This is a genomic window from Vibrio genomosp. F10 str. 9ZD137 (assembly GCF_049974785.1).
Lineage (GTDB): Bacteria > Pseudomonadota > Gammaproteobacteria > Enterobacterales > Vibrionaceae > Vibrio.
Genome location: NZ_JBNGCJ010000131.1, coordinates 1 through 2,345 on the forward strand (window position 1 = coordinate 1; position 2,345 = coordinate 2,345).

At 38.8% G+C, this 2,345-nt stretch carries 4 protein-coding genes; all 4 read right to left on the reverse strand.

The genetic code is table 11. The annotated features are described in order from the left end of the window. Positions 1–63: 63 nt before the first annotated feature. Positions 64–273, reverse strand: coding sequence for a DUF3955 domain-containing protein (locus ACP45E_RS01525; protein WP_026026792.1), 210 nt, complete (start codon positions 271–273; stop codon positions 64–66). A 210-nt stretch (positions 274–483) separates the two neighbouring features. Next, positions 484–1,164, reverse strand: a complete 681-nt coding sequence (locus ACP45E_RS01530) for a hypothetical protein (protein WP_017039109.1) — start codon at positions 1,162–1,164, stop codon at positions 484–486. A gap of 143 nt (positions 1,165–1,307) precedes the next feature. Beyond that, positions 1,308–1,550, reverse strand: a complete 243-nt coding sequence (locus ACP45E_RS01535; protein WP_017039108.1) for a hypothetical protein — start codon at positions 1,548–1,550, stop codon at positions 1,308–1,310. 298 nt (positions 1,551–1,848) lie between these two features. After that, a complete protein-coding gene (locus ACP45E_RS01540) occupies positions 1,849–2,283 on the reverse strand; it encodes a hypothetical protein (RefSeq protein WP_017039107.1) in 435 nt (144 codons plus the stop codon). Positions 2,284–2,345: the final 62 nt, after the last annotated feature.

A 2,345-nucleotide genomic window follows, 5' to 3' on the forward strand; every position in this document is an offset into this window, starting at 1 on the left:
TCGCACTTCAAACTTGATACTAAGACGAAGCTTCTTAGTGCGCTTGTGGCTTAACTAGCCCGTTTACTGAACCTTTCTATATTTAACGAAGGTAACAACCAAAGCCACTAACGCCAGTAGCTGAAAAAGCCAAAATAAAGGAATGAACCCAAATGGCTCAACTAAGAAGCCATTCTCATCTACGTATGAACCGATGGTGTTATAAGCAATTAAACACAAAATACCGCTGATACAGAAAAGAACGCTTATTTTATACTTACGGAGAAATTTCATCGGAGCCTCAATATTTGAATATCTAACAATGTTAGAAATTTTGTAAGGGTACATGGTTCACCCCAATAATCATGATTGGGCAGACAAGTTATAACGCCTGCTTAAGGGGCAAACAACGCTGCTCTGAAATTCAAATGGAGTGCCTTAAACACAGAAGTTAGTCTATGTATAAAAATCACCGAGCGTTGGTTGTCCCTCTTAAAGCATTTGTTATGCGCTTTCTCCAAATTTTGGCTCATAAATAGCAGACGTTACTATCATAAGATAACCATTTTTAAACGCTTCAGATATTGACAGAGACTCACCATCTAAATAAAAACGATTTTCTATGAATCGAAGGTCGCAGTGGTTTAACAAGAAAAAGTAATTATCTTTGTCCTGCAAAATGTTGAGATTAGATAAATCTAACCGTTCTGGGCGGAGATATCTAATAACTCCATCTCTTGCGAGCTGGCGAATCTTGAGCATGCCTTTGCCACGAACAAAGGTGTACTTGGTAGCACCACCTTCCATTCCAAACTCAGGAGGTACTTCTCTTTTTACTATGCTTATATCATTTCTATCGGATGATATGAAAAATATGCGTTGATCAAAACTTTGAAATTGTTTTGGAAGAGATTTTCTTTCGAATTTTTCTCGCGCTAGCCAAAAATGAAATTCTTGGTTTTCCCATTCTGGATCTCCTCTTTTTTCAGTTAGTCCATACTGGCTGTAATGCATATAGATATCACAGTTAAGTATGTCGAGAGTAGATTCCTCAATTGCGCTTTCAAGCCTATTTGGAATTCCTTCTAGATTATTTACTTCACTTGTGGTTGAAAGTTTTTTTGATTTCTTTCTGTAATACAAGTAACCGAAAGCCACCGCAAAGGCCGTTAGAAAGTAAAGCATAGAACCTCCTTTGTTCTAATTGCGCATAACGCCCTGCTAATAGGTTAACAAACATAACCACTTAGCCAAAATTTACTACTGTAAACGCCAAAGCTAAACAAACCAAAATTGCCGAAAGTTTGTTAATCCTGTTGAGCAGTTTGTTAGCTGATTGAGTATTTTCTACAGATTTCATCAAGTACCAGTGTGCCTTCTTGTGCAGAAGTATAATCTGCCTCAGATATTTCGATTGTTATATTTCGCCCCATTAGTGCCCCAGACAAAAATGACAAAACGAATTTTGAACCTTGGGGCTTTGCACTCCAGCCATGGCCACGCACCTCACCAGGAGTAGCTGGAATCTCCTCGCCGTATTCGAACGGAACTTCATCGTAATATTTTGACATGCAAAACATACCTCACCTATGGGCACAGCTAACGCCCAATTAAGCTGCAGACCAACGTAATACCCAACTTAAAGCAATGCACCGATTACACCCAAGCTATTTGGAACTAAAAGTGCCACACGTTGGCTGTCAGCTTAAATTGTTTGTTATATGCTGCCACTGGCAACTTTGTAGTACACAACACCAAATAAACCAGCAAAAACCAAAACTGTCACAAATATCTTTAACCATATGAATTTCATACACATAATTTCTTAAAATTAGCACTCATAAACTACTGGTGTTTTGCTTTAGAAAGTTAAGCTTTACGCTCAATATACCAAGTACCCCGGCATGGTCCATTTGTTAAATGCCACTTCCCCGTTATTTTGCTTCCTAAGCCTTCACCGGAAAACCTGTAGTCCCACTGCCGATGGTTGGCATACAAAATTAGCTGCCCCTGCTCTGAAACCCAACCTTGGAGCGGTGTACCATTGTATGTAAGAAGTAGTGAGGCTTTCCCGCCTAAAATATTTCCAGTTATAGTAGTGCGTTCACACATATTATTGCTAGTGGTGTTTATACGCCTTCCTACCCATTGACCATCATATTTATCTGAAACAGTAAAACCTGCCACTTTAGGAAATTTTGGAAAGGACTCTGAATTACCTGAACCGAACAAATTCAACTTACTGCCAACAAATATAAACAGAATAAAACCAAAAGTTAAGGTTAATAAATGCCCTTTTTTCATACTGAATCCTTTCAAACATTACACCAAACCCTTCCGGACATATAACGCTCTGCTAAGCGGCA

Coding starts and splice junctions, on each gene's coding strand:
- ACP45E_RS01530 (WP_017039109.1), bottom strand. CDS start 1,164: ATGCTTTACTTTCTAACGGCCTTTGCGGTGGCTTTCGGTTACTTGTAT.
- ACP45E_RS01525 (WP_026026792.1), bottom strand. CDS start 273: ATGAAATTTCTCCGTAAGTATAAAATAAGCGTTCTTTTCTGTATCAGC.
- ACP45E_RS01535 (WP_017039108.1), bottom strand. CDS start 1,550: ATGTCAAAATATTACGATGAAGTTCCGTTCGAATACGGCGAGGAGATT.
- ACP45E_RS01540 (WP_017039107.1), bottom strand. CDS start 2,283: ATGAAAAAAGGGCATTTATTAACCTTAACTTTTGGTTTTATTCTGTTT.